This is a genomic window from Streptomyces sp. NPDC102274 (genome assembly GCF_044766385.1).
Classification (GTDB): Bacteria; Actinomycetota; Actinomycetes; order Streptomycetales; family Streptomycetaceae; genus Streptomyces.
On record NZ_JBIWLW010000033.1, the window covers coordinates 1 to 19,662 of the forward strand.

Consider the following 19,662-nt stretch of genomic DNA (forward strand, 5'->3'; position numbering starts at 1 on the left):
GAAATCACCGAACGCCTCCTGGAACCACGACGGTTACGATCCAACCCCCGCGTCATCAAACGCAAAATGTCCAACTGGGCACTCAAACGAACCGACCACAACAACCCGCCCCGCCCGGACACCCCCGTCGTCACCCTCGTCGAACCCACTAAACCAGCTCCGACCCGCCGCAAAGACCCCTAAAACACCGGTATTGCGGCTAGCCGCTGTTGTCAGTGGCATCAGGGAGGATCTCGGGCATGACTGCTACTGCTGCCGACTACTCGTGGTTCGAGGAATGCTTCCCCGAGCTTGCGGAGGCGTACTGCTTCACCCTGGTGCACGGCCTGCCGCCTGCGGAGGTTCTTCGCCGCCTCCAGGGACGTGAAGAACCTGCGCGAACAGGGACGGAGGAGACAGTCGAGGCCGCCTTTGATCTCCTGGACTCCGACGACACCCGGCAGCTGATCGCCATGACGGTCATCGGGGACTGGACGCTGTTGATCGAGCCCAACGGCTACCTCGGCGTCACCGAAGAAAAAGCCTTGCCTGCATCCGTCGGCACCAGCTGGATCGCGCACTTCGTCAACATCAACGCCGTCGACTCGTTTCTCTGGGTCGAGAACGGGACCAAGCGTCTGGCCTTCGAACCCGGAGTCCCTGACCACCGATGGGGAGCGACCCCCGACGAACCCCTGGAGGCCATGCACCGCATCGGCTTTCAGTTCTGGGCAGAGACCTCCGACAGCGACGAGAACCTTTCCACAGCTGCCGCGTTCGCGTTGGCCGAGCACCTGACCGGTGTTCGCGTCACACCAGAACTCCTTCACGAAACGACCTTCACCTGCGGCAGCGCAAGGATCAGGTGACCCGACCGTGTCCTCCCGGCTCGACGACATACTCACCAGCGCTGCCTGGATCGCCACCGCCCTCGACAGCTCCGGCTACCAGGCGGACTTCACACCCGAAAGCCTGCGGAACGTCGAGCGCTTCATGACCGAGCACAGCGACCACGGGATCGCGGTGGCCGACGGTCTTCTCGCAACGGACCTGGGGCCGCGCCTGTTCGCCCTCGGTGCCTACCTCGGTGAAACAGTCCGGCACAGTCTCGGCGGAACCTGGGAGGCCGGTGACGAAGACCCGTACAGCGAGGTGAACGTCGCTTTCCGTCTGCCCGACGGCTCGTTCATCTGGCCCGTCCAGCGTGTGATCAAACGCTTCCAGAACGGCCTCGAAGACTGCATCGTCAGTTATGCAATCGGACTCGGCCTGCACCTACCAGCCCACATCCCGGCCGCGCCAGCTCGTCGACGATCGTGGTTTCGACGCGACTGACTGGCATATGCCCAAGAGACAGATGCCTGCACTTATCCGGAACAGAACCCGAATCAGCGGCCCGCGCGACTCTGGGCACCGCAGGTCAGGGTCTTTTGCCTTGCCCACACTTACCTGGAACAGGACATCAGGGCCCTTGCCTGCAGCGGTTCGTGACGCTGAAGAGGCCCCACCCGCCTCCAACACGTCCGGACTTTTGCCCGTCCACCTCTGACAGACGATCTACACCGCAGACTGCCGCCCACGACCAGCACGAACATCCTGAAACACCCGCACACCAGGATCCCCACCACCAACTTCAGGTTGGTGACCTCTCAGGGTCTCCTGACGCTCGAGGAGTCGACACCCAACGAGCTGTGCAGGAGGCCCTGCGGCTATGCGCGATCCACCCGGAGATCATTCAGCCGGGAAACCGATTCTCAACTGCCCTTGTTTCTGCCGACAAACGTCAGGGTCGACAGCGCAACAACTACTCAGGAAGCCGACCGGGCCGGAGTAAAGAGGAACTTCCCGTGGCGCCCGGTCTGCTGCGCATGCGCCAAGGCAGCACGCAACTGGCCCAGTGTGTAGGTGGGCTCCACGGCAGCGCCGATGACGCCCTGCTCGACGAGTTCGGCGTAGATTCTTTCGAGCCGCTCGCGCGGGGTGTCCCGGATCCAGTTTAGGTTGAAGAAGGCTCGCAACGAGATGCTCCGGTAGACGAGGTCTGCGAGCAGGCAGGGCGGGCGCCTGGCCCGTGACCGCAGCGAAGACGATGACGCTGCCGCCGTCCTCGACGGAACCCACCAACGCGGCGATCTGGCCGGGATCGCTGGTGCCTTCGAGCAACAGGCGCAACCGCGTGCCGGTGAGAGCCTCGGCGACCCGGTCGCTGTCGACAAACACGCGATCCGGATCCAGCTTCCGCACCTGCTCGGCGGACTCCTTCTTGCGGACGACGGCGAGCGTCCTGATACCGGTCCTCTTGGCCAGCGAGCCGAGACGGCGCCTCAGCCGTGCTTGCGCAGGCCGGCGAAGAGCAGGTCGAGCATGCGCCCCGCCTGCTCCCTTTGCTCCGGTTTGCCTGCGGCCATCGCGATGCCGCTCAGAGTCATGAGCACGTCGTCGACGTTGATGCCTGTCCGGGTGCAGCCCGCCTCGGTCGTCGCGCCGACCAGGATGTCGAGCGCGGCGTCGAGGCGGTCCCGGCTTTGGGCGTACGGTTCGCCGCCGGCGGAGACGACTGCGCTGATGGCGTCGCTCATGCCGATCTTGGTCGTCATGTAGTCGATGAAGCGGTCCATCCACGTGCGCAGCGCACGCTCCGGGGGGAGCGTGCGCGCCAGCTCGGATGCGGCGTCGCACACCGCGTCGAGCTCGCTGCGGTAGGCGGCCTCGATGAGCGCCTCCCGGGTCGGGAAGTGCCGGTAGATCGTGCCGACGCCCACTCCGGCGTCCTTTGCGATCTCGGTGTACGGCACCTCGGGGCCGCGCTCGACGAACAGCCGCGACGCGGAGGCGAGGAGCCGTTCCCGGTTGCGCCGCGCGTCCGCGCGGCGGCCGCGCACCGCCTGTTCACGGACCGCCTGTTCGCTCACCACGCCACCTCCTCCCACCGGCACTCGCCGCATCCGGAACATATTCCGAATGTATCGTAGCGCGGGCCGGGACGGGGGCCCCGGCCGGGCCTGCGCGTCCACCGTCAGAGCGGGATGCGGTACCCCGCGTCGAGCCGCGGTGCCGCGGCGTTGAAGTAGCCGTTCTCGACGATGTGGGCCGCGAACGCCGCGAACTCCTCGGGCCTGCCGAGTCGGCGGGGGTTGACGAAAAGCGTGACCTGCTCGGCGATGGCGTCGTCGGTCGTGTAGCCGTCGAAGATCGGCGTGTCGAAGCCTCCGGCGACGATGGTGTTGACGCGGATGCCGCGTCCGGCGAACTCGCGCGCCGCCGGCAGGGTCATGCCGACGAGGGCCGCCTTGGTGGCGGAGTACCAGGCCATGCCAGTGGTGCCGTCGTAGGCGGCGTCGGACGAGGTGTTGACGATGACGCCGCGCTCGCCGTCCGCGTCGGGTTCGTTGCGCAGCATCACGGCGGCGGACTGGCTCATGACGTTGAACGTGCCCACGAGGTTGGTGTCGACCACCCGTATGAACGCTGCGACGTCGGTGGGCTCGCCGTTGTCGGCGACGAGCCGGACCGTGTCGATGACGCCCGCGGTGTTGACGTTGATGTGGATGCCGCCGAACCGCTCGACGGCCGCCTCGATCGCGGCCGCCTCGCTGTCCGCGATGTCGGCGCCGACGCCGATGGCGTTCCCGAGGTCCGCGGCGATCTGTGCGGCCAGTTCGGCGCGGCGGCCGAGGACCATCACGTTGGCGCCGCGCGCCGCGAGGTCGCGGACGACACCGAGACCGAGCCCGGAGGTGCCGCCCGCGACCAGGGCGGTCTTGCCTTGGATGTCCATTGACTGACTATCGGTTGAGTGCGGGGTCAGGAGCGGATCAGGTCGAGCGAGACGTCCCACAGGCGGGCGGCGGCGTCCGGGTCGAGGGCGTGCGGGCGGACGCCGGAGTCGGTGTTCGGGTCGGTGGTGAGCTCGGCCTCGTTGCAGTCCTCGAAGTAGCGGCCGGTGACCCCTGCCACGAGGGGAGACACGGCCAGCAGCACGGACGTGGCCGCGCCCTGTTCGAGGGTCTTCCACGGGTAGTTGTCGAAGATCTCCAGAATCTCCGGGGTGGCGTTCTCCAGCTGATGGCGCTGGAGACCGCTGCGGATGCCGCCCGGCATCAGGGCGTTGGCGGTGATGCCGTCGTCCGCCCAGCGGGTGGAGATCTCGACGGCCAGCAGAACGTTGCCGGTCTTCGACTGTCCGTAGCCGAGCCACGGGTCGTAGGCGCGGCGCTCGAAGTGGATGTCGTCGAAGACGATCGGCGAGGTGCGGTGGCCGTTGGAGCTGACCGAGACGACGCGCGCGCCGCCGGCCTCGGCGAGGGCCCGGTGCAGGCCGGTCGTCAGGTGGAAGTGGCCCAGGTGGTTGGTGGCGAACTGGCGCTCCCAGCCCTCGGCGGTCCGGTGCAGCTCGGGCAGCGCCATGATCCCGGCGTTGTTCACCAGGATGTGGAGCGGGCCGCTCCATGCGTCGGTGAACGCGGTGACCGACCGGCGGTCGGTGAGTTCGAGCGGCGCAGCGGTGACCTTCGTGTTGCCGCTCTTGGCGGTGATCTCAGCGGCGACCTGCCAGCCCGTGTCGATGTTGCGCACGGCGAGCGTGACCTCGGCGCCGGCGCCGGCGAGGGCGCGCGCGGTCTCGACGCCGATACCCGAGGCGGCACCGGTGACGATGGCGCGCTTGCCGGTGAGGTCGACGCCGGCGATGACCTCGTTGCTGGTGGTCTCGAAGCTGTAGGGGGTGATGAAACGAGTGTGGCTGCTCATGGTGATCCCTCGAGTAAGCGGAATCGATTCCGATACTGTCGGCGCAAGGTAACCGGAAAAAATTCCGGTTGTCAAACCTTGACGTTCACTGCCCGCGGGGAGCGCGTCACCCTCGACACGGCCTGCGGGTTGACGCCTCCGATCTGCACCCCCGGCTCCGAGAAGGTGTCGGTGCGAAGAGGGTCGACGGTGGCGGCGGCCTGCGGCGGCAGCGGGGTGCGATGGGCCACGGAGTCGGCGATGGCCACCCGGCCGGAGGCCACCAGGGCGATGCGCGGGCCGACAGCGCCGTACGGTTCCAGGGACGCCGGGCCAGTCGGGGTGCGTGGCGGTGTATCCGCTCAACCGGCATAGGATCTCGTTGTCGTCGGCGAGCGCCTGTCCCTGTGTCTTCGGGAGAACGGGCTCGGAGACCATCACCAGCAGGATCTGGTGCTCGCCGGAGGTCCACGGGCTCGTCCTTTCCACGGCACCTGGTGCCACGGGATCGACGGAGATGCCCGCCGCCCGCCCGACGCACTGAGCCTCGGCCCTCTGACTGCCGCTGCGCCGCAGCTCGGTGCGGATGTGGGCCATCAGTTCGCGAGCCCACGGCTCGGTCGTGCAGTCGTCCGCGCCGAGTTCGGGGCCCAGCAGGACATCGTCCTCGGTGGAGCGGGCAGTGATCATCAGGACTGTGGTGTCACCTCGCGCCACAGCACCCGCAGCGTGTCCCGCTCCATCGCCTACGAGCAGCGCGACGGCCGATGGATCAGCGTCAGCAGCAAGATGAACACCTTCATGCCGCTGCGAAGGGGTATCGCCGACGACGACCGTCACGTCATCCCGCTCAGCACGGACGGCTCCGTACGGCTCCAGGCCCCCGCCGGGCAGCCCATCGACGCCGAGGCCCTGGCCGGAGTGCTTGAGCAGCCGCGCACCGAGGAGTGGACCGGGATGATGGTCCGCGCCATGGAGTCGCCGGAGTGGATGGAGTTGTTCGTCTCCTGCTCCCTGCCCAGCGGCCTGATCCGGATGCTGTTCCCGAAGAACGCCACGGGCACGCTGCTCACGGAGGCCCCTACCCGTCCTCAACCGCGGCCGTCGACGAGGGCGCTGTTACCCACCTCGGCCGCCGACTGTCGGAGGAGATGACCCCCGAGGGCGGCAAGTTGTGGGAGTTCGGCGTCATCGGGCACGGCCCCGGCAGTGACGAGCTTGCCGCGCGGGTCGCGTTCCTCGAGAACTTCAGAACTGGGCCGCCAGCCGAGGTGGGATGCAATCCGGGCCGATACCGAGCGGTCAGCCACTGCCGTAATCTGCCTGGCAGGCCAGGCAGAGTCCGCTCGCCCACGCCCGACGGATGATCTCGGAGCGCCGCACCCGGCCGGGAGGGTCGGAGCGGCGCTCCGTCGCGTCGGGGGTGCTACTTGGTGGCGTCGTTGATCACGGATCCTGATCCTCGTCACTTGGAGGGGCGGCCAGGTCGGTCGTGTTGTCTGATGGCGGGCGGCGTAGGCCGCGGAAGGGGCGAATGGTGGTGGAACCGTCCGCCCTGCGGATGGCTACGTTCCGGGGCCCGGCTGCCGGTGGTCGGCCGGGCCAGCGGAAGTCCAGCCAGTCGCCGGTGATCTCCGGGGCCCGGTGGGTACAGAACGCGGTGATCACGGTGACGGGTTCGCCGCGTTCGAGGTACACGCGGCCGGTCATGCCGGTCATCGGCGGGTGGTGGACGGGTCAGCCACGGATGTCCTCGCCTGCTGGTACGGGGTGGGTGTAACGGACGGGTTTGCCGAGGCTGCGGGCGTATTCGATCTCGCTGCGGGTGCTGTCGCCGATGTAGCCGCCGGGGTTGACGATGAGGACTTCGTCGGCGAGGTCGATCTTCTGGCGGTGCAGAGCGTCCAGCATCAGCTTGAGACGGTCGGCCTGGACGGGGTCCGCCCACAGCGCGTGGGGCCGCTTGAGGTTGCAGCCGGGCGCGAGGACGATGCGGCCGGCCGCTGTCTCGTACAGGTTGGCTTCGGCGAACTGCTCCCAGAACCTGGTCGACCCGCACAGCGCGACGATCGTCGGGCGGGCAGCGGAGTTGTGGGTGGTCTGGTGGTGCATGGGCATCCCTTTGTGAGCGGGTGACGGGGCAGCCGGAACCGAGGTCGGAGGCGCTGCCTGCTGATCCGATCGAGTGGGCGGCGGGCCTCGGCCTATCTCTGTGCAGGAGCCGGACGATTCCGGCCTGCTCGCCGCGCGTCGTTGGCACGGGCCTGCGAGCGGACGGCCCGCGTGCCGCGCTCCGGGGAGTAGGCGATCCCGGTCGGGGGCGCCGTCTCGGCTTCCACCAATGCACCGCCGACGACTGGGACCGCGCACGCGGAGGCTTCAGCGCTGAGTACGCCGCAGAGGTCAGGCGCCGTGAACGACCGGGTGCTGTCAGCCGACGATATCCAGTATTCGCAGAATACGTGCACGTGGAGCCCTGTCTCTCATGAGCGAGACGACACTCTATGACGACGACCGAGCTGTCTACTCCCGCCAAGGGCCGGCCCGTCTCATGCTCTCTGATCAGGCCAAGGACGTGGCTGACAGCGCCGTCGGGCTCGTGGGGACCCGGCACGATGCGGACACCGGAATCGCGGGTCGCGTCAGCCAGGCTCAGCAACTCATCGAACTTGCGGAGCAGACTCTGACCTCGGCCGTCATCTACGAAGTCGAACGCGGCAGCTCCTGGGAACAGGTCGCGGCCACCTCGGAGTCACCGCGGCCGAAGCCCGAGAACGGTACACCCCTGCTTTCCAGAAGTGGATCAACGCATTCGAGAAACCCTACCGACTGGACGAGACGGGCCGCAAGCGCATACCGCGGCTTCCCACCGCGGCATACGACCCCGCCTGGGCAAGCGACCGACTCGATACCTGGGCCTTGATCCATCACATCGGGATCGACGACAGACAGGCCGTCAGTGCCGGCCTTGTCATGGCCAGTGCCGCAGATGAGCACCCTGCGTCTGAGGAGAACTGAACAATGGCACTCACTGGACTCGATCCCGAGAGAGCAGCACGGCTCTCGGCTCTGACTGCCGAGCTCCGGCCTCTGTTGGCAACGGGCTCCGGTCTCTGTTGGCAACGGGCACGGAGATGCCGGCCATCCAGGAGATGCTGAGCGCTCGTGGAATCGGCGTGATGGAGTCCATCATCGTCACTCGCGAACTGCTGGGTGCCGAACCAGGGTCCCTCGGCCTGGCAAAGACGCTGGTCCTGGGCAGCCCAGCACGGCAGGTCGAGCGAAAGTAGCACCAAGGGTTGGTCGAGGGTCTTTTCGAGGCTCTCGATCAGACTGGCACCCAGACCTGACCGTCGTCCCGAAGCGGAGGGGCCGGCATGCCATAGGAATTCCCTATGGCACCTGCTGATATTTCGTCTTTGCCTCTCGTTCTTTTCCGGCCGTACCGTGAAACAGCTCGACGAGGTGCTCACCGCGATTTCTCCGAGGATTCGCGCTCTGCGCACTTCGATCCTTCTTCTGTCGAGCGGACTAACACGCGATCGAGAGGACCGGTGGCATGACCACAATCGAGAACGGATCGGGAACGCGAGAACTCGCGGGAAAGCGGGCCCTGGTCACGGGTGGTTCTCGCGGAATCGGAGCGGCCGTCGTGCGCCAACTCCTGGACGCGGGCGCCGAGGTGCTCACGACTGCCAGGTCGGCGACGAGCACGGTGCCGGAGGGGGCCACCTTCGTGGCGGCCGACGTACGGACACGGGCCGGAGCGGAGGTGCTCGCCGCGGCCGCGCAGGACGTGCTCGGCGGGGTGGACATCCTGGTCCACAACGTGGGTGGCGCGCGACCTCACGAAGGCGCCTTGGCCATCCCGGACGAGGAGTGGCAGGACGCGCTGGACCTGAACTACCTGGCGTCGGTGCGGCTGGACTCGCTGCTGGTACCGGGGATGCGGGAACGGGGTTCGGGGATGATCGTGCACGTCTCCTCGGCCGCGGTTCTCACCCCGGTAGGACCGTTCCTGCACTACGTGGCGGCGAAGGCGGCGCTGGAGACCTACAGCCGGGGACTGTCCCTGGAGCTGGCCCCGTTCGGAATCCGGGTCAACACCGTGACTCCCGGCAGAGTAGCCACCCCCGGCGGCGAAGCAACGCGGGAGCAGTGGGCGCGCCTGGACCCGGCGCCGGGCCAGACCGATGCCAACGCCACCGTGCCGTTGGGGCGCGATGGTCAGCCCGACGACATCGCCCACGCGGTGCTGTTCCTCGTGTCCGACCGGGCGAGCTGGCTGACCGGGAGCAATCTCGTCGTAGACGGCGGCGAATTCCCCAGGGGTTGACGGCGACGGCATTCCGGAACGCCGGTTTCGACCAAAAGCATTCATTGACTTGTGCCGGCGCACAGCACCGAGTTTTGAGAGAAAGAACGAAGGAATCATGACATGGGTAAGTACAGCGACAAGAATGTAGTGATCACGGGGGGCGGCAGCGGCATGGGGTTCGCGATGGCGAAGCTGCTGGTGGACGGCGGAGCCCGCGTGGTGATCACCGGTCGTTCTCAGGCAACGCTCGACGCCGCGCGCGAGCGGCTCGGCAAGAACGCGGTGGCCGTTCGAGGCGATGTGTCCTCACTGCCCGACCTGGATGCTCTGGCTGACCGTGTGAAGGGTGAACTCGGCACGATCGAGGCCCTGTTCGTCAACGCCGGCATCGCAACCCTCACGCCCTTCGAGTCGACGACCGAGGAGGTGTACGACGAGCTGTTCGCGATCAACGTCAAGGGCGCCTACTTCACGGTGCAGAAGCTCGCCCCGCTGCTGAGCACGGGCGCCGGCATCGTCCTCACCACGTCGGTCGCGAACGTCGTCGGCATGCTGGAGGCCAGTGTCTACGCGGCCGGCAAAGCGGCGCTGCGCTCGATGGCCCGCAGCCTCTCCCGCGAGCTGCTTCCGCGCGGAATTCGTGTCAACGCGGTAAGCCCCGGTCCCATCGACACGGGAATTCTGGACAGTATGATGACCGAAGAGGCAGCCGAGCAGTTTAAGGCGCAGCGGGTCTCGGACAATCCCATGCAGCGTTTCGGCACCCCCGACGAGATCGCCAGGGCGGCCGCGTTCCTCGCCTTCGATGCCACTTACACCACCGGCGCCGAGTTCGCCGTGGACGGAGGCGCCACTCAGCTCTGAGCGTGTCCCTCCGTTCCGCCACGTGCTCGCACGGCATTCCGGAACGCCAGTTTCGACAAAAAGAATTCAGCGGCGCCCGCTTCCTTCTCGGCCGTCAGGACACCGGTGAGAAGGAAGCGGAGTCGGACCAGGTCTCCTGACGCAGGAGTTCGAGCAGGGCCGTCTCCGCCGGGCCCGCGCCGTGCCGGACCACGGCGATGACGGGCTGGGACACGACCGGGAACACCGGGCGAACGAGGTGCTCGTGACCGTGGGGCACCGCGGAGGCCGGGACGAGCGTCACCCCCAGCCCGTGGGCGGCCCAGCGCACGGCCGTCGCCGTCTGTGACACGCGGGCGGCCGTGGTCGGGGCCAGATCGTTGTCCCGCAGCACGTTCAGCAGCACGCCGTCGAGCGCGCTGTCGCGGTCGAACCTCACCCACGGCTCCCCCTCCAGCTCGCGCAGCTCGACCCGGTCCGCGGCGAGATGCCGGTGCCCGGCGCCCAGCACCACGACGAACTCCTCGTCGCCGAGGTGGTGGGCGTCGTCGGGGCTCTGCTCGCACGCCGCCATCAGGGCGAGGTCCAGCACACCCCGGCGCCCCAGCCGCTCCAGCTCGGCGGAGCTCGGCTCCTCGAAGACGGTGACCTCCAGCCGCGGGAAGCGGCGACGCAGCGCGCCCAGTGCGCCCGGCAGCTGCCGCGTGCCAAAGCCCATCTGCACCGCGACCACCAGCTCGCCCACCAGCTCATCGGCACCGGCCCGCGCCGTCGCCCTCGCCCGCCGCGACGCGCTCACCGCGACCTCCGCCTCCCGCAGGAACGCGCGGCCGACCACGGTGGGCACCAGTCCGGTCGGCGTGCGGGCGAACAGTTCCACGCCGAGTTCCCGCTCCAGGCCGCGGATCTGCTGGGACACCGACGGTTGAGCGACATGCAGCAGCTCCGCCGCCGCCGTCACCGAGCCTTCCTCGGCAACGGCCAGGGCGTACTCGAACTGACGAAGGCTCATCGGCTCCCGTCCCCTCCCTGCGATGGACCGCGGTCCACCCTCGCTGTAATCGTTGTGATCGTAAGTAACTCAGTTCCGCCGGCGGAGATTCCCCCTCCCACGCCCTTGAGGCTGTGGGGAGTAGGCGACTGACGACAACGCGGCGAGGCACGGTGCCAGGGCTCGCGAGCCCGGCCGGTTCCACGGAGCGGCTTCGGTGGTCCGCGGCTCGGCGAGGGGCGGATCGAACAGGGGCCGTGTGCGGTATCGCCCCAGGTTTCGCGGGCGGACGGTCACACCGTACGGCTCCCGTCCCGGTCCTGGAAGACCCGCAGGGGAGACGGGGAAAGGCAGCGGAGGAGCCGTGGCGGAGCGCGGAGGAGCCGTAGCGGAGCCGCGGGAGAGCCATGGCGGAGTGCGAAGGAAGTATCGGGCGATCTCTTGACCGGCGCGCGCCGGAGGTCCACAGTACTCGTTAATGCGCATTACTAATACGCATTAACGATCCGGAGGAACACGGTGGAGGAACCCAGGAAGCGGGCCCGGCCAGGCCGGACCCCCGCACCCACGGGCCGTACGTCGCGACCACGCCAGGCCGAGGTCGCCAGGCTCGCCGGGGTCTCGCAGGCCACGGTGTCGCTGGTGCTCGGGGCCCGGAAGCAGGGGGCGACGATCTCCGAGGAGACCCGGCAGAAGGTGCTCGACGCCGTACGCAGCCTCGGCTACGTCCCCGACCCGGCGGCCAGTCGGCTCGCCGCCGCGCGAAACAACCTGCTCGGGGTCTTCAGCTTCACGTCCACCTTCCCGACCGACGTGCAGCACTCGTACTACCCGTTCCTCGTCGGTGTCGAGCAGGAAGCCGCGGCACGCGGCTACGACCTGGTGCTCTTCACCGGCTCCAGCAAGGGCGGCGCGGGGGCCGCCGGACCGCACGCCCTCAGCCGGGTACGGCTCGCCGACGGCTGCCTCTTCCTCGGCCGCAACGCGCCCGCCGACGAACTGCTGCGCCTGGTCGCCGACGGCTTCCCCGTGGTCCACCTCGGACGCAGGGACGAGCTGGAGGGACTGGCGTGGGTCGGCGCCGACTACGTCAGTGCCAGCAAGGAGGTCGTCGCGCACCTCGCCGGGCTCGGTCACCGGCGGATCGTGCTGGTACGGGAGGACGACGAGGCCGCCGCGTCCACCGACCGTGAGCACGGCTTCCTCAAAGGTCTGGAGGAGGCAGGGCTGCCCGGCGGCCCGGCCGCCGTCTTCCGTTCCGCCGACCCGGAGCACGACCTCACCGCCGAGCGGCTGCGCGGCTGGCTCGACGACGGCGTCACCGCGTTCGTCGCCGAGGAGACCGACACCGGGGACGCCTGGCGCGCGCTGCACGGCGCCGCGCACTTCGTGGGCATCGACTGTCCGCGCGACGCGTCGCTCGCGCTGCTCGGCAGCCCGCCGCCGGACCTGTCGGACGGACCGACGCCCACCGGATTCGACATCCCCCGCCCGCAGTTGGGCGCCGCCGCAGTGCGGATGCTCGCCGCGCTGGTGGCGGGGGAGCAGGCCATGGAACCGCTGGTGGCCTGTGCCTTCCGGCCCGGCACGACGGCGGGCACGCCACCCGCCCACCACTGACCCGTCCAACCGTCCAACACCGCCCCGCACCGCCCGACGCCGGCCGCCCACCCACCCGCACCGCCGGCCGCGGACCAAGCGCCAATCGCAGACCAAGCGCCAACCGCACCAAGCACACACAGCACTTCAAGGAGATCCGTGATATCCGCACCCGACATCCTCATCGTGGGCTCAGGGCTCGGCGGCGTCGCCGCCGCCCTCGCCGCCTGCCGGGCCGGACGCACCGTCGTCCTCACCGAGGAGACGGACTGGATCGGCGGCCAGCTCACCTCCCAGGCCGTCCCGCCGGACGAGCATCCGTGGGTCGAGCAGTTCGGCACCACCGCCTCGTACCGCACGCTGCGCGAGTCCATCAGGGACCACTACCGCCAGTGGTACCCGCTGCGCTCCGAGGCGCTGGCCCTCACCGATCTCAACCCGGGCGCGGGCCGCGTCAGCAAGCTCTGCCACGAGCCACGCGTCGCCCTCGCCGTCCTGGAGGCGATGCTCGCTCCGCACCGTTCCTCGGGGCGGCTCACTCTCCTGACCGAACACCGCCCGGTCGCGGCCGAGTCGGGCGACGACGACACCGTACGGTCCGTCACGCTCACCGACCTGCGGGACGGCAGCCGCCGTACGATCAGCGCCCGTTACGTCATCGACGCGACCGAGACCGGCGAACTGCTCGAACTCGCCGGGGTCGAGCACACGATCGGCGCCGAGGCGCGGAGCGAGTTCGACGAGCCGCACGCCCCCGAGGAGGCACAGCCCCTCAACCAGCAGGGGATCACAGTGTGTTTCGCGCTCTCCCACCACGAGGGCGAGGACCACACCATCGACCGGCCGGCCGACTACGACTTCTGGCGCACCTACCAGCCGGACTTCTGGCCCGGACCGCTGCTCGGTTTCCTCGCGCCCGACCCCCGCACCCTGGAGGCCGTACCGCGCACCTTCGTGCCCAACCCGGACCTCGACCCGCTCGACGTCACCGCCGACCAGTCGGCCGACGCGGGTGACAAGGAACTGTTCGGCTTCCGCCGGATCCTGGCCCGCAAGCTGCACCGGCCCGGCGCCTTCGACTCCGACATCACCCTCGTCAACTGGCCCCTCAACGATTACTGGTTGAAGCCACTGATCGGCGCCGGCGTGGAGACGTCGGCCGCCGCGCTCGCCGAGGCGCGCCAGCTGTCGCTCTCGGTCCTGTACTGGCTCCAGACCGAGGCGCCGCGCGCCGACGGCGGCACGGGATTCCCCGGACTCCGGCTGCGTCCCGATGTCACCGGCACGGCCGACGGGCTCGCCAAGGCGCCGTACGTACGCGAGTCACGCCGTATCAAGGCCGTCACCACCATCACCGAGCACGACGTCGCGATCGACATCGTCGGCCCCTACGGCGGCACCCGCTACCGGGACTCCGTCGGCGTCGGCAACTACCGCATCGACCTGCACCCCTCGACCGGCGGCGACAACTACATCGACATCGGATCTGTGCCCTTCGAGATCCCCCTCGGCGCCCTCGTACCGCGCCGCGTCCGCAATCTGCTGCCCGCCGGAAAGAACATCGGCACCACCCACATCACCAACGGCTGCTACCGGCTCCACCCGGTGGAATGGAACATCGGCGAGGTCGCGGGCGCGCTGGCGGCGCACTGCGTCGCCGAGGGCGTCGAACCGCGCCAGGTCCAGGCCGAGGACAAGCGGTTCGACCAATTCGCCCGGCTGCTCGACCGCGAAGGAGTTCAGCGCCACTGGCCCGACGTACGGGGCTACTGACACCGCTCGACAGAACAACAAGAACAACAGAACAACGGCGGCGGACAGCCGGGCAGGAGCAGCTCCACCTGCCCCGCCCGGCCTACCGCCCGCACCATGCCAACTGTGCACAAGGAGGTGCCCAAGCCATGAACACCCACCGCATCCGCGTCGGCATCGACGTGGGCGGAACCTTCACCGACGCCGTGGCCGTAGACGCCACGACCCTGCGACTCCTGGGGCAGGTGAAGGTCCCCACCAGCCACCATCACGAGGACGGCGTCGCCCACGGCATCGTGGAAGCTCTCGACCGTCTGCTGGAGCAGACCGGACACGCCCCGAAGGACGTGGCCTTCCTGGCCCACGGCACTACCCAGGCTACCAATGCCCTGCTGGAGGGCGACGTCGCCACCGTCGGTCTGATCGGTGTCGGCGCCGGTCCGAGCGCCGGGTTCACCCGCAGGCTCGCCGCTTTCCGGAAGCTCGAACTCACCCCCGGCAAGCGCCTTCCGCTCGCCTATGCCCATGTCGCCGACCCGGACGACGCGCCCGCCGTACGCGCCGCCGTCGACGCGGTCGTCCAGGAGGGCGCCCAAGTCGTCGTCGCCAGCCAGCCGTTCAGCGTCGACCGCCCCGAAGGCGAGGACACGGTCGTCGCGGTGGCCAAGGAGCGCGGTCTGCCGACGACCGCCGCGCACGAGATCACCTCGCTGTACGGGCTCCACAAACGGACCCGGACCGCCGTCGTGAACGCCGCGATCCTGCCGCGCATGCTCGCCACGGCCGACCTGGTCGACGCGTCCATCACCAAGGCGGGCGTGAGCGCGCCACTGATGGTGATGCGTTGCGACGGGGGAGTGATGTCGCTGGACGAGATGCGGCGCAGGCCGCTGCTCACCGTGCTGTCCGGACCGGCGGCGGGTGTCGCCGGGGCGCTCATGCAGGAGCGCATCAGCGAGGGCCTGTTCCTGGAGACCGGCGGCACGTCCACCGACATCAGCGTCGTACGGCGCGGCAAGGTCGCCGTCCGGCACGCCACCATCCTCGGCAAGACGTCATACCTGTCGGCGCTCGACGTCAGGACCGTCGGTGTCGGCGGCGGCTCGATGGTCCGTATCGGCGGCGGCAAGGTCACCGGCGCCGGACCACGCAGCGCGCACATCGCGGGGCTGCCGTACGCCTGCTTCGCGACCCTGGACGACCTGCGGGACGCGAAGGTCAGCACGATCCGGCCGATGGACGACGATCCGGCCGACTACGCGGTGCTCGACGCCGCCGGCGGACGTTTCGCGATCACCATGACCTGCGCGGCCAACGCGCTGGGCCGGGTCCCCGAAGGGGACTTCGCCCACTGCGACCCGGCCGTGGCCAAGGCCGCGATCGCGCCCCTGGCCGCCGCGCTCGGCACGGACGTCGCCACGGCGGCGGCCCGTGTCCTGGACGCCGGCACCGACCAGGTGAAGTCCGTGGTCGACGCGATGATCCGTGACTACCGCCTGGACAAGGACACCGCCGTGCTCGTCGGCGGTGGCGGAGGCGCGGCCTCCGTCACCCCGCACCTCGCGGCTGTCACCGGACAGGAGGGCAGGATCGCGCGCCACAACGAGGTCATCAGCCCCATCGGCGTCGCCCTCGCCCTCATCCGCGAGCAGGTCGAACGCATCATCCCCGGCGCCGGCCAGGAACAGATCCTCGCCGTACGGGCCGAGGCCGAGGCCGCCGTCGTCGCCCAGGGCGCGGCCGCGGACGGCGTCGAGGTGGAGGTCACCGTCGACCCGCAGACCAACACCGTGCGGGCCGTCGCGACCGGCGCCACCGAGCTGCGTACGCAGGACCGCGCCCACCCGGCGGACGAGGCCGACCGGCTGCGCGCCGCCGCCGCCAGCCTCAAGGCCGACCCGGCGTCGGTGCGCGTGCTCGCGGGCACCTCCGCGCACACCGTGTACGGCACCGACGTGCACCGCCGGTTCCGCCCGGACCGCCACCCGGTGCGCGTCGTGGACGCCGACGGGGTCGTACGGCTCCACGCGCCGGACGCCCGGGTCGAGACCACCACCGTCCGCCGCGCGCCCGAAGTCCTCGCCGGGCTGGTGCGGGAGGCCACGTCGTACGGCGACGGCGGCATCCGTGCCCCTGCGCTGCGGCTGCTCCTCGGCTCCCGGATCGCCGACCTCTCCGGCGTGCTCGACCCGCAGCCGCTGCTGGCACTCGCCCGCAGCGAACTGCGGGCACGCGCCGCCGACGAGCCGGTCATCGCCGTGCTGGAGGTGCGCTCATGACAGTCGCCCTGCTCGACCGCGCCGCGCTCGGGGCGATCGAGGCACTGGAAGCGACGGACGACATCGAGTTCGGCGTCCGGCTGCTCGCGAACACTCCCACGCACGAGAGCCGCGACCCTGCCCTGCTGCGTCAATGGGCGTGTGCCGCCGACGAGTTCGGCGCCGCACTCGCCCCCGTCGCCCGCACGGCCCACGTCGTGGAGAGCGGCGACGGCCTGGCGAAGGGCCTCCTCGCCCGCTACACCTCCCGGCCGGTCCCGACCGTCGAGCTGTACACCGACACCCTGGCCCTCGCCGAGGAGCTGATCGACCGGCTCGGCTGGCGCCACTGGTATCCGGCCGGGTCGGTACGGGCGGCGGCGATCGCCCACGAGGCCGTGCACGAACAGCTCCACCACGGACCGGCGAAGACGGCCCTGAAGCGCTCCCTCGGCCACATCGTGCTGCGCGCGGGACGCCACCGCCTGTACGGCCATGTCGCGGGCGCCGACGAGATCGCCGCCCACGCATACGCCCGCACGGTCTGCGGCCTCGGCCGCAGCCCGCTCCTGCTGACGGCCGCCCTGGCCACGGCCCTCGCGGCCGAACCGCCGCACGGGTCCCCGCAGGGATCCCCGCACGGAAGAAAGAAGTAGCCCCATGGGCGTCGTCATCCTTCTTGTCATGGCGGCCGGTGTCGCCGCGATGCTCACGCGCAGACTCCCCACCGCCTTCGCCCTCGTCATCCTGGCCGTCGTCATCGCTTTCCTCGCCGGCGCCCCGCTGACCGGCGAGAACAGCGTCCTGGACACGGTCGTCCAGGAGGGTGCACCAGCCCTCGCCGCCACGATGATCGCGATCCTGCTGGGCTCCTGGCTCGGCAGGCTCCTCGACGAGACCGGCATCGCGGGAACCCTCGTGCGCAAGATCGTCGAGTTCGGCGGCGACCGACCGGTCGTGGTCGCCCTTGGCGTCCTCGCCGTCTCCACCCTCGTCGGTACGGTCACGGGCTCGGCGCCCGCCGCGATGCTGGCCGGCATCATCGGCATCCCCGCCATGATCGCCGTGGGTATCCCCAAGGTCACCGCGGCCGGCACGATCCTGATGGGCATCGCCGCCGGTATGCCCTTCGAGCTGCCCATCTGGCAGTTCTTCTCCACCGCGCTCGAACTGCCCGTGGACACCGTGCGCGGCTTCATGATGAAGCTGTTCCCGTTCGCGCTGGCCGCCGCCGTCCTCTTCGTCCTCATCGAGACGCGACGACGCGGGGTCGAACACGCGTGGTCCCTCAAGTCCGCCTCCGCGAAGCCCACTGCGCGCCGTAAGCAACTCGGCGACGCCCCGTGGTACGCGCTGCTCACCCCGCTCGTACCGCTGATCCTCGCCCTCGGGTTCGATGTCGCGATCCTGCCGTCGATGCTGGCCGGCGTCCTGTACGCGCTGGTCACCACCACCCGGCCGGGCGAGATGAACAAGCGGCTGCTGCGCACCCTGTACGGCGCCTTCGAGATCGCGGCGGCGCCGATCGTGCTCTTCATCGCGATCGGTATCCTGCTCGCCGCGGTGAAGCTGCCCGGCGCCGTGGAGGCGCTGGAGCCGCTGATCAAGGCGGTCAGCCCGCAGAACCCGGTGCTGTTCGTCGTGGTCTTCACCCTGCTCGTGCCGCTCTGCCTCTACCGGGGTCCGCTGAACGTCTACGGCCTCGGCGCGGGCATCGCCGGTGTCCTCATCGCCGCCGGCATCTATCCGGCCGTCGCGGTGCTGGGCCTCGCCACCTCGTACAACCAGGTCTTCGGTGTGGCGGACCCGACCAGTACCCAGACCGTGTGGAGCGCGCAGTACGCGGGAGTCACACCGCAGCAGGTGATGCTGCGGACCCTGCCGTACGTCTGGGCCGTCGCCCTCGGCGGATTCTGCGTCACCGCCGCCAGCTATCTGTGATTTCTCACTACCGGGACGGAGCACGACATGACACAGCGCGACAGCGACCCCCAGCAGCACGACGCACGTGAGCCGCGGAACCCCGGCCGGCGCATATTCCTGCGCGCCGCGGCCGCGACCGCCGCGGTGGCGTCCGGTGTGACGGCCACCGGCGTGACGGCGGGCAGCGCGACCGCCGCCCCTGCCCCGGCGGGGGCACCCGCCGTCGCCGCGGCGCCCGGTGGGTTCCCCGACTACCGTTACCTCAAAACGCTTCTGACGCCCTCTCAGCTCAAGTACAACCCCACCGGGGAGATCATCTTCCCGTGTATCCGGGGCGTCTACGACAAGTTGGCGAACCCGCTGGGCCGTTACTACCTCTACTACGGCCCGCATGACGCGCCCGGCGGTATCTGCCTTGCCTACGGCGACTCGCTGGAGGGGCCGTTCACCGAGTACACCGCGAACCCGATCGTCTCCAACAACTGGCAGCCGCACTACAAGGTCAGCCATGTCGCCTCGCCGCACGTCCTGTGGAACGAGGACGTCAGGGAGCTGTGGCTCTACTTCCACGGCGAGAACGGCACGACCCGCCTCGCCCGTTCCAAGGACGGCATCACCTTCACGTACGACAAGGTGGTGCTCACCAAGGAGATGATGCCCACGGGCAGCAGTGAGACCTCGTACGCGCGCGTCTTCCGGCACGACCTGCCCTCGCGCGGCGCGCGCTACGTGATGCTCTTCATGCTCAACAACCAGTCCAACCACCGTGACATCGCCTGGGGTTGGTCGAAGGACGGCCGTGACTGGACGTTCGACCAGCAGCCGCTCGTCCGTCACTCGGACGTCGGTGCGAACAACATCGGCGGCCCGCACCTGCTGAGCCGGAACGGCAGCACGTACGTCGTCTACAACACCAGCAAGGAGAATGGCGGCAATCTGCTGATCACCGAGGTCGGCAACGACTTCAGCCGCCGTAATCATCTCGGCCTCTTCTACGACTCGGCCAACAGCGCGCCGGACAACGGGCGCAGTGCCTCGCCGAGCTTCGGAACCGACCGAGGGGTGCCGTACATGATCTACGAGGCGGGCGAGCGACTCCAGGGTTCGATCGCGGTGGCCCGCGGCTGACCCAACGTCGCCGGACGGTCGTCTCCGGCGTGGGCCCCGCCGGTAGTCGATGAGGGGCGACACGACGGCGCTGGTCAGGTGCCCTGTCCGGCCGATCTTCGAAGATCGGCCGGACAGGACCTGGCCGTGATGTGTTACACCGG

The 19,662-nt window shown here is 69.4% G+C and carries 19 protein-coding genes and 1 pseudogene; 12 read left to right on the forward strand and 8 right to left on the reverse strand.

The genetic code is table 11. The features are described 5' to 3' along the window. Positions 1-239 precede the first annotated feature (239 nt). Together ACIRQP_RS32840 and ACIRQP_RS32845 are read left to right on the forward strand one after the other, a co-directional pair. A complete protein-coding gene (locus tag ACIRQP_RS32840) occupies positions 240-848 on the forward strand; it encodes a DUF6461 domain-containing protein (RefSeq protein ID WP_403896654.1) in 609 nt (202 codons plus the stop codon). A gap of 7 nt (positions 849-855) precedes the next feature. Continuing rightward, positions 856-1,314 carry a hypothetical protein gene (locus ACIRQP_RS32845; protein ID WP_403896657.1) on the forward strand — a complete coding sequence of 153 codons (459 nt, stop codon included), beginning with the start codon at positions 856-858 and terminating at the stop codon, positions 1,312-1,314. A gap of 473 nt (positions 1,315-1,787) precedes the next feature. Here the strand turns inward: ACIRQP_RS32845 and ACIRQP_RS32850 are convergent, their stop codons facing one another. The 5 genes from ACIRQP_RS32850 to ACIRQP_RS32870 all read right to left on the reverse strand — a co-directional run bounded on the left by ACIRQP_RS32850 (position 1,788) and on the right by ACIRQP_RS32870 (position 4,991). Further along, on the reverse strand, positions 1,788-1,997 hold the full coding sequence (locus ACIRQP_RS32850) for a hypothetical protein (RefSeq protein ID WP_403896660.1): 210 nt from the start codon (positions 1,995-1,997) through the stop codon (positions 1,788-1,790). Positions 1,998-2,303: 306 nt separating this feature from the next. After that, on the reverse strand, positions 2,304-2,894 hold the full coding sequence (locus ACIRQP_RS32855; RefSeq protein ID WP_403896662.1) for a TetR/AcrR family transcriptional regulator: 591 nt from the start codon (positions 2,892-2,894) through the stop codon (positions 2,304-2,306). A gap of 101 nt (positions 2,895-2,995) precedes the next feature. After that, on the reverse strand, positions 2,996-3,757 hold the full coding sequence (locus ACIRQP_RS32860) for an SDR family NAD(P)-dependent oxidoreductase (RefSeq protein ID WP_403896665.1): 762 nt from the start codon (positions 3,755-3,757) through the stop codon (positions 2,996-2,998). 26 nt (positions 3,758-3,783) lie between these two features. Continuing rightward, positions 3,784-4,728 (reverse strand): SDR family NAD(P)-dependent oxidoreductase, encoded by a 945-nt coding sequence (locus ACIRQP_RS32865; protein WP_403896668.1) that lies wholly within the window; start codon positions 4,726-4,728, stop codon positions 3,784-3,786. Positions 4,729-4,799: 71 nt separating this feature from the next. Then, a complete protein-coding gene (locus tag ACIRQP_RS32870; protein ID WP_403896670.1) occupies positions 4,800-4,991 on the reverse strand; it encodes a hypothetical protein in 192 nt (63 codons plus the stop codon). Between the two features lie 442 nt (positions 4,992-5,433). Here ACIRQP_RS32870 and ACIRQP_RS32875 point away from each other — a divergent pair. Beyond that, positions 5,434-5,942: pseudogene (locus tag ACIRQP_RS32875) on the forward strand (methyltransferase, FxLD system); the annotation flags it as partial. A gap of 211 nt (positions 5,943-6,153) precedes the next feature. On the opposite strand, the gene ACIRQP_RS32880 reads toward ACIRQP_RS32875, so the two are convergent. Continuing rightward, positions 6,154-6,426, reverse strand: a complete 273-nt coding sequence (locus ACIRQP_RS32880; protein ID WP_403896672.1) for a hypothetical protein — start codon at positions 6,424-6,426, stop codon at positions 6,154-6,156. Positions 6,427-6,444: 18 nt separating this feature from the next. Then, complete coding sequence (locus ACIRQP_RS32885) at positions 6,445-6,819, reverse strand: hypothetical protein (protein ID WP_403896675.1); 375 nt, start codon at positions 6,817-6,819, stop codon at positions 6,445-6,447. 1,040 nt (positions 6,820-7,859) lie between these two features. Between ACIRQP_RS32885 and ACIRQP_RS32890 the strand changes: the two genes are divergently transcribed. From ACIRQP_RS32890 to ACIRQP_RS32900, 3 genes are all read left to right on the forward strand, one after another. After that, complete coding sequence (locus ACIRQP_RS32890; RefSeq protein ID WP_403896677.1) at positions 7,860-7,997, forward strand: hypothetical protein; 138 nt, start codon at positions 7,860-7,862, stop codon at positions 7,995-7,997. A gap of 269 nt (positions 7,998-8,266) precedes the next feature. After that, the gene (locus ACIRQP_RS32895; protein WP_403896679.1) at positions 8,267-9,043 is read left to right on the forward strand and encodes an SDR family oxidoreductase; all 777 of its coding nucleotides are present in this window, start codon (positions 8,267-8,269) and stop codon (positions 9,041-9,043) included. 102 nt (positions 9,044-9,145) lie between these two features. Next, positions 9,146-9,889, forward strand: a complete 744-nt coding sequence (locus tag ACIRQP_RS32900) for an SDR family oxidoreductase (protein WP_403896682.1) — start codon at positions 9,146-9,148, stop codon at positions 9,887-9,889. Positions 9,890-9,983: 94 nt separating this feature from the next. Here the strand turns inward: ACIRQP_RS32900 and ACIRQP_RS32905 are convergent, their stop codons facing one another. After that, positions 9,984-10,880: a LysR family transcriptional regulator gene (locus ACIRQP_RS32905; RefSeq protein WP_403896685.1), complete on the reverse strand. Its 897-nt coding sequence runs from the start codon at positions 10,878-10,880 to the stop codon at positions 9,984-9,986. A 498-nt stretch (positions 10,881-11,378) separates the two neighbouring features. Between ACIRQP_RS32905 and ACIRQP_RS32910 the strand changes: the two genes are divergently transcribed. The 6 genes from ACIRQP_RS32910 to ACIRQP_RS32935 all read left to right on the forward strand — a co-directional run bounded on the left by ACIRQP_RS32910 (position 11,379) and on the right by ACIRQP_RS32935 (position 19,519). Further along, entirely contained in the window at positions 11,379-12,479 is a 1,101-nt protein-coding gene (locus tag ACIRQP_RS32910) for a LacI family DNA-binding transcriptional regulator (RefSeq protein ID WP_403896688.1), read from the forward strand. 138 nt (positions 12,480-12,617) lie between these two features. Beyond that, complete coding sequence (locus ACIRQP_RS32915) at positions 12,618-14,231, forward strand: FAD-dependent oxidoreductase (protein ID WP_403896691.1); 1,614 nt, start codon at positions 12,618-12,620, stop codon at positions 14,229-14,231. A gap of 128 nt (positions 14,232-14,359) precedes the next feature. After that, entirely contained in the window at positions 14,360-16,489 is a 2,130-nt protein-coding gene (locus tag ACIRQP_RS32920) for a hydantoinase/oxoprolinase family protein (protein ID WP_403896693.1), read from the forward strand. Next, positions 16,486-17,124 (forward strand): hypothetical protein, encoded by a 639-nt coding sequence (locus tag ACIRQP_RS32925; protein ID WP_403896696.1) that lies wholly within the window; start codon positions 16,486-16,488, stop codon positions 17,122-17,124. The genes ACIRQP_RS32920 and ACIRQP_RS32925 overlap by 4 nt, the downstream gene beginning before the upstream one ends. Positions 17,125-17,128: 4 nt before the next feature. After that, on the forward strand, positions 17,129-18,409 hold the full coding sequence (locus tag ACIRQP_RS32930; RefSeq protein WP_403896699.1) for a TRAP transporter large permease subunit: 1,281 nt from the start codon (positions 17,129-17,131) through the stop codon (positions 18,407-18,409). Between the two features lie 27 nt (positions 18,410-18,436). Continuing rightward, the gene (locus ACIRQP_RS32935; protein WP_403896702.1) at positions 18,437-19,519 is read left to right on the forward strand and encodes a hypothetical protein; all 1,083 of its coding nucleotides are present in this window, start codon (positions 18,437-18,439) and stop codon (positions 19,517-19,519) included. Positions 19,520-19,662 lie beyond the last annotated feature (143 nt).